The sequence below is a fragment of the Gammaproteobacteria bacterium genome (assembly GCA_036381015.1).
Classification (GTDB): domain Bacteria; phylum Pseudomonadota; class Gammaproteobacteria; order Steroidobacterales; family Rariloculaceae; genus ZC4RG20.
In genome coordinates this window covers 20228-27579 of sequence record DASVDR010000044.1, presented here as the reverse complement: position 1 = coordinate 27579, position 7352 = coordinate 20228, and the positions used below count along the sequence as shown (strand labels likewise).

The window sequence follows — 7352 nt, the reverse complement described above, 5'->3', positions numbered from 1 at the left end:
GCTCCCTCTCGGCGCCGGCCACGAGCACGTCCCTGTGGGCCTGCGGGCTCGGCATCCCTGCCTCGCACGCCGCCGAGAGGGACTCCCCCGGCCGCGGCTCCGCCTTTTAGCCGCTGGTGCCGTGCGTGGACGATGCTACGTGAGAACGTGCCTTCGTTTGTTGTATGTGCCTGCGTTCAATCGCGCGCGACCGGGTTGGCGTTACCGGGCGATCCAGGTCGCCCTGTAGGAGCGCGCATCGCGCGCGACCGGGTTGGCGGTGCCGGGCGATCCAGGCAGGTTAGCGGTGCCGGGAAATCCGAGCGGGCTGGACGGATAGAGTTATGGCCGGAAATGAGATGCAGAACCAGTTGAACCTCGAGGGCGTCGAGCAGCTCGCCCTCAAGGACTACACGGAGAAGGCGTACCTCGATTATTCGATGTACGTGATCCTCGATCGCGCGCTGCCGCAGATCGGCGACGGGCTGAAGCCGGTGCAGCGCCGTATCGTGTACGCGATGAGCGAGCTCGGCTTGTCCGCGGGCGCGAAGTTCAAGAAGTCGGCGCGCACGGTCGGCGACGTGATCGGCAAGTTCCATCCGCACGGCGACACCGCGTGTTACGACGCGATGGTGCTGATGGCGCAGCCGTTCTCGTACCGTTATCCGCTGATCGACGGGCAGGGCAACTTCGGCTCGACCGACGATCCGAAGTCGTTCGCGGCGATGCGCTACACCGAGTCGCGCCTGATGCCGTACGCGAAGAGCCTGCTCCAGGAGCTCGCGCAGGGCACGGTAGACTGGGTGCCGAACTTCGACGGCACCCTCGAGGAGCCGCTGGTGCTGCCGGCGCGGCTGCCGAACGTGCTGCTGAACGGCACGACCGGGATCGCGGTCGGCCTGTCGACGGATATCCCGCCGCACAACCTGCGCGAGGTCGCGAGCGCGCTCGTGCACCTGATCGACGATCCGAACGCGACGATCGCCCAGCTCATGAAGCACGTAAAGGGGCCGGATTTTCCCACCGGCGGCGAGCTGATCACGCCGAAGAGCGAAATCCGCGAGCTCTACAAGACCGGCAACGGCACGCTGCGCCTGCGCGCCACGTACAAGAAGGAGAACGGCGACATCGTGATCAACTCGCTGCCGTACCAGATATCCGGCAGCAAGGTGCTCGAGCAGATCGCCGCCCAGATGCGCGCGAAGAAGCTGCCGCTGGTCGAGGACCTCCGCGACGAGTCGGACCACGAGGACCCGATCCGGCTCGTGATCACGCCGAAGTCCTCCCGCGTGGACGTCGACCAGCTCATGTCGCACCTGTTCTCGACGACTTCGCTCGAGCGCACCGTGCGCGTCAACATGAACGTCGTCGGCCGCGACGGCCGGCCGCGGACGTTCAACCTCGTCGAGCTGTTGAACGAATGGCTGGAGTTCCGCAAGGACACCGTCAGGCGCCGCCTGCAGCACCGCCTGCAGATCGTCACCGACCGGCTGCACGTGCTGGACGGCCTGCTCATCGCCTACCTGAACATCGACGAGGTGATCGCGATCATCCGCAGGGAGGACGAGCCGAAGCCCGTCCTGATGAAGAAATTCCGGCTTTCCGACACTCAGGCCGAGGCCATCCTCAACCTGCGCCTGCGCCACCTCGCGAAGCTCGAGGAAATGAAGATCCGCGGCGAGCAGCAGGAGCTCGGCGACGAGCGCGACTTCATCGAGAAGACGCTGAAGAGCGCGGCCAGGCTCAAAGCGCTCATCAAGCAGGAGATCCTAGAGGATGCCGAGGCTTACGGCGACGCGCGCCGCACACTGCTCGTCGAGCGCGAGGCCGCGCAGGCGATCAGCGAGACGGAGCTGGTCGCGAGCGAGCCCGTCACCGTCGTGCTCTCGAAACGCGGCTGGGCGCGCGCGGCGAAGGGCCACGAGGTCGATCCGCTGAGCCTGAGCTACAAGGCGGGCGACGAGTTCCTCGCGGCGGCACACGGCCGCAGCAACCAGCTCGCGATGTTCATCGACAGCACCGGCCGCGTGTACAGCGTCGGCGCGCACACGCTGCCGTCGGCGCGCGGGCAGGGCGAGCCGCTCTCCGGCCGTTTCAACCCGCCGGACGGCGCCGAGTTCTGCGGCGCCATGATCGGCGAGCCGGATTCGAAAGTCGTGCTCGCGAGCGACGCCGGCTACGGCTTCGTCGCGAAGCTCGGCGAGCTTGCATCGAGGAACAAGTCGGGCAAGGCGGTGCTGCGCGTGCCGCAGGGCGGACGCGTGGTGGTCCCGGCGGCCATCCCCGAGGACATCGAATGCCTGATCGCCGCCGTGAGCTCCATCGGCCGGCTGCTCCTGTTCGAGCTGGAAGAGCTTCCCGAGCTCGCCAAAGGCCGCGGCAACCGGCTCATCGGCATACCGGGCCGCAAGTACAGCGCGGGCGAGGAGTCGCTCGTCGCGATCGCCGTCGTGCCGGAAGGAGCAGGGCTCCAGGTGCACACGGCCACGCGCGCCATGACCCTCAAGTGGGACGACACCGATCCGTATTATGGCGAGCGCGGCCTGCGCGGGGCGCTGTTGCCGAAAGGCTGGCGCAAGGTCGAGCGCCTCACCGCCGTCCCGTAGGAGCGCGCATAGCGCGCGATCAAACGGAAGCCGCGATTACCACCGGGATCGCGCGCAGTCCGCGCTCCTACGGGGGGCTTCGTTTGGTCGCGCGCTGCGGGGTCAGGAGACCTTGAGCTTCTTCGTGTCGATGGTCGCGGATTCGATCGCGAGGTCCAGGTCGGCATCGTTGCCGGCGTCGGGTACCACCGCGAGGGCCTCGTCGACGCCGGTATCGTCGCCGTCCGCGAGCGCGGCGGAGGGCAGCATTTCCGTAGTGTCCCCGCCGGCCTCCGTCTCGACGCCGGCTGCGCTGCCGGGCATCTCCGCCGTGGCGCCGGTGCCGGTTGCGGGCATCTCTGTGGTCGCTTCGCTGCCGGGCGTGGGCATCTCGGCGGTCTCTTCGCTGCCGGGCGTGGGCATCTCGGCGGTCGCTTCGCTGCCGGCCGCCGGCATGTCCACGGTCGGTTCCGTGCCGGCGGCAGGCATCTCGACCGTCGGCAGCTCGTGCAATCCGGTTTCGCCGGGCTCGTAGAGCTGCTCGACGAGATCGCGCGCCGCGCTCGAGAGCTCCAGGGCCAGCGCCTGGGTGGCGGTCAGCTCGTCCTCGTAATCCTGCTCCAGGATCCTGTAATCCACCTCGTGGCTCAGCGTGAACGGATCTTCCTCCGGCTCGCTGTCCGCCGCGTCCAGCTGGATCGCCTGCAGGTCTTTCTCCGTATCTTCGCCATCGCCGATCGGCTGCCGCGTCGCATCGACGACCATCGAGAGATCGTATTCGCTGGTGGCCTGGTCGCCGGGCGGAACCTCCCGCTCGACGATCACCTCGCCTTCACGCGCGCGGCGAGCGGGCGCTGCCGCGGGCGCTTCCTGCGAGAAGTCGAGGTCGAGCCCGAGCTCGAGGCTTCCCGAATCGGCAAATCCGAAATCCTGCGCGACCACGAGATCGCCGCTTTCCTGAAAGCCCCTGCCGTCGTCGAGGTCGGCGTCGACGCGGACGATGCGTGCGTGGGCGTCCGCGTCATCGAACCGGAAGTCGACCGGCATCTGCGCCGCGTCCTGTCCGCCATCGACGTCGCGTGCGTCCTGCCCGGCGTCCCGCTCCGGGACGTCGAACACCGGGTCACGGCCCGGTTGCCGGCGCACGCGGCCGAACAGCAGCAGGCCGAGGATCAGCGCGACGCCGCTGCCGCCGAGGCCGATCAGCCATGACCACGCGCCGCCCTCGGCGCCGCCCTCGGCGCGCACGAGGGGGGCCATGCGTGTCGCCGGCGCGGCTGCCGGTGCGGCAGAGCCGCGGGCGGCCGGCTGCGGTGCGGCCATTCCGCCGTCCACCGGAGTGACGAACAGGCCTTGCGCGTCGACGAGCACGTCGCCCGGCCGCGGCCCCGCTTCCGCTTCGACCGCCGGCGTGCTCGCCGCCGTCGGCTCTTCGGCCTCCGCAGCGGCAACCGGTACCGGCAGCGCGTCGCGGAACAGCACTTCGGCGCGCTCGACCGGAGCGACTGTGGGAAGTTCGGCCGCGTCCGCCGCCGCGTAGCCGTTGTAGCCGGTGCTGGCGGGCGCGCTCGCAGGGACGGCGTCGGCGAGCGCGGGCGCGTTCAGGTCGGACCTGGCCGCTGCGGGCGCATCGGCGTAGACGTCGTCCGGGATGCGCAGCAGCTCGCCCGCACGCAGGCGGTTCGGGTCGCCGGCGACGAAGGCTTGCGGGTTCGCGGCGAGCAGCCGGTCCACGGTTGGCCAGAGTCCGAGGCGGCGTCCCGAAAGCCGCTCTGCGATGCCGGACAGCGTGTCGCCGGGGCGCACGCGATAACTCGTGCTCGCGGCGATGGCCGGTTGCGACGCCCGCGAAGCACGCGCGGGCGAGGCGGCCGGAGCGACAGGCAGCGACTCGGGCGAGGCCCGGCGCGCCGGCGCGGCCGTGTCTTCCTCGGCCGCGCTCGCGACCCGCTGCTCAGGCGCCTCGGGTGCGGCGGCGCGCGGCGGGTCGATCAGGACGACGTATTGCCGCGAGAGGTGCGCGGCGTAGGGGCAGTCGACCGTGAGCTCGAGCCCGACCAGCGGATCGGCGACCGGGTGCTCGCTGACCAGGTGGATCGCGCCGTCGTGCACGCTCACCCACGTGGGACCCGGGGAGGGCAGGCCGCCCGCCGAGGTGCCGGTCGCCACGCGGATGCAGTGTGCCGCGATCAGTTCGTGCGGCCGCAGCACGAAGGCGATGCTTGCGCGCAGCGGCTGCCCGAGCGTGGAGTCCATGCGCACCGGGCCGAGCTCGAGCGCCCCGGCCGGTGCCCCGATGCCGAGCGCCGCGAGCGCCGGAACCACGAGCTTCGGGCTTTGGATGACGATCGTCCTGACTTTGCTCCCCACCGTCTTTTTCCTGCTCCTGCCGTTTCCGAGTCTCGCACTCACGCCGGGGTCTCCGCTCGCAGCCAAACTGGCGAATCGACACAGCTTAGGAGTGGATTCCGCGAACTGAAACGAACCGGTTTGCAGATTTCACGAACGCGAGGGCGCGCCCGGCACGGTGCGGCGCGAAACTGTGAACCGGATCACACGCGGGCCCCGCGGCCCGGCGGCCGTCTTTGCCTCCGCCCGGTCGCGCGCGATGCGCGCGCCTGCGGGGAGTGGGGGAGTCAGGAGCTGCCGATGGCGTCGAGAGTGGTCTGCGAGACGCTCGGCGGTTCCTGCAGCACGACCTCGGGCTCGTGCACGTAGTGACCCTGCATGAAGTGGACGCCGAGCTGGAACAGCACGGCCATCGCGTTGGCGTTCTCGACGCGCTCCGCGATGGTGAGGATCTTGCGGGCCTCGGCCAACTCGGTCACGTGGCGGACGTGCTCCTGCATGCGCGTGTCGCTGGTCAGCGAGTGCATGAGCTCGCCGTCGATCTTGATGTAATCGGGCTTCAGGATATCGAGGATCTGGAAGCGGCTCTTTTCGATGCCGAAATGCTCGAGCGCGAAGGCGACGCCGACCGAGCGGAGCTGCTCCACGAGCTGTTTCGCCGTCTTGATCTGCTTGGCGGCATCCTGCTCCGGGTACTGCACGCAGAGCTTCGCGGGCGGCATGCGGCGCTTCTCGAGCTCCTTCTTCAGCCACTCGAACAGCGTGCCGTCGCGCAAGGACTGTTGCGAGAGGCGCACGAATACCTGGTCCGCCTGGCCTTCCTGGCAGAAGTCGAGCGACGCGGTGATCATCCAGCGATCGATCGTCTTCATCAGGTTGTTGCGCTCGGCAGCCGGCAGGAAGTCAGAGGGCAGGACGGCATTGCCCTGCTCGTCGAGCATGCGGACCAGCATGTCGTACATCTGCAGCGTGTCGCTGCGCAGGCCGGCAATGGGGAGCTGGGCGAGCCGGAAGCGGTTCTCCATCAGGGCCGTCTTGATGCAGCGCACCCAGATCTCATCGTACTTGCGCATCCGGGTGTCGATGTCCGTCGATTCGGTGAGGAACACGCAGTCGCCGCCGCCCTTCCGGCCGTTCGCGTGCGCTTCGGCCACGGCGGAGACCAGCTCCTCCATGCTCGAATAGACGCCGCTCACCGCGCACAGGCCGACCGTGCACGTCAGGTTCACCGTGTGTCCGGCCACGGAGAAGTCGAGCTCCCGCACGTGATCGACGAGATGCCTGGCCCAGACTTCCGCATCGCGCTCGTTGCCGCGCTCGAGCAGCGCGAGGATGGCCGTGCCTTCGAAGCGGCCGGCGATGTCGCGCGGGTTCATGCGCTTGCGCACTTCCTCGGCGAACAGGGAGAGCACCTCTTCGGTGGCGATGATGCCGACGCTCTTCTTCAGCTCCGAAAAGCGGTCCGGCTGGATCCACGCGAGCACGTGCAGGCCGGATTTAGGCTTACCATCCAATCGCTTGGCAGCCTTTTCGAGAAATTGGTTGCGGTGGAAGAAGAGGGTGGTCGGATCGCGCTTCAGCGCTTCGTGCACCAGCCGGGTCGGCTCCTCCTCCTCTTTCGGCGCCGGCGGTACGATGCGGACCTGCACGTGCGGGCCGTCCTCGAAATCCACGAGCTGGAGCTCCATCTCGAGCACGGTGATCTCGCTGTTGCGCAGGCGCGCTTTCGCCTCCAGCTTCTCGCCGCGCTGCCACTTGCCTTTCACCGTGGCGATGAGCGCGCCTTTCACCGCGGCGTGGCTTTCGGGGGCGAACATGTCCATCAGCGGCAGCCCGACCGTATCCTGCTTCGCCGCGATGCCGAACAGGTCGAGCCAGGCGTTGTTCAGGTCGGTGACGATGCCTTCCTGGGCATACGCAATCGCGGTCGTGGAGCCCTGCATGTAGTCGTGCAGCTGGCGGCGGTATTCCGAAGCCGAGCTCAAGGTCGAGTTGAGAGCCCGCTCGACGCGGAACGCGCGCAGCTCGCGCGTGACCACGGCCTGCAGGCGCGTGCGGTTGCCGATGGAGACGAGATCGCAGGCGCCCTGCCGCATGGCATCCTGGATCCCGGCTTCGTCCGCCGCGTCGGCGACCGCGATCACCGGCACCTCCGGCACGAAGGCTTCCTTCTGCTCGACGACCTGGCGGATCGTATCCGCGTAGCGGTTGCGGTTGACGATGATGAGCTCGACCGCCTGCGCCTCGAGCGTTTCGTCCAGTCCGTTCGGGTCGGGAACCCAATGGCAATGGGCGGCGTGCCCGGCATCGCGGAGCGTTCGGTTCACGAGCTCGACGTCATCCTGGCTGCTGGTGAGAACGGCGATCGAGATGCTCTGGCGGTCGTCCAACGATACTCCCCGGCCGGTACCGGTTAAGCGCAATTGATTGTTTTTGCAG

General features: G+C 68.5%; 3 protein-coding genes. 1 reads left to right on the top strand and 2 read right to left on the bottom strand.

Annotation, left to right across the window (positions count from 1 at the left end; translation table 11 throughout):
* Window positions 1–323 precede the first annotated feature (323 nt).
* On the top strand, window positions 324–2585 hold the full coding sequence (gene parC, locus VF329_14665) for a DNA topoisomerase IV subunit A (GenBank protein HEX7082247.1): 2262 nt from the start codon (window positions 324–326) through the stop codon (window positions 2583–2585).
* A 102-nt stretch (window positions 2586–2687) separates the two neighbouring features.
* Here parC and VF329_14660 read toward each other — a convergent pair whose 3' ends face one another.
* Together VF329_14660 and VF329_14655 are read right to left on the bottom strand one after the other, a co-directional pair.
* On the bottom strand, window positions 2688–4934 hold the full coding sequence (locus tag VF329_14660; protein ID HEX7082246.1) for a LysM peptidoglycan-binding domain-containing protein: 2247 nt from the start codon (window positions 4932–4934) through the stop codon (window positions 2688–2690).
* Window positions 4935–5200: 266 nt separating this feature from the next.
* Window positions 5201–7303 (bottom strand): sensor domain-containing phosphodiesterase, encoded by a 2103-nt coding sequence (locus VF329_14655; GenBank protein ID HEX7082245.1) that lies wholly within the window; start codon window positions 7301–7303, stop codon window positions 5201–5203.
* Between the last annotated feature and the right edge of the window lie 49 nt (window positions 7304–7352).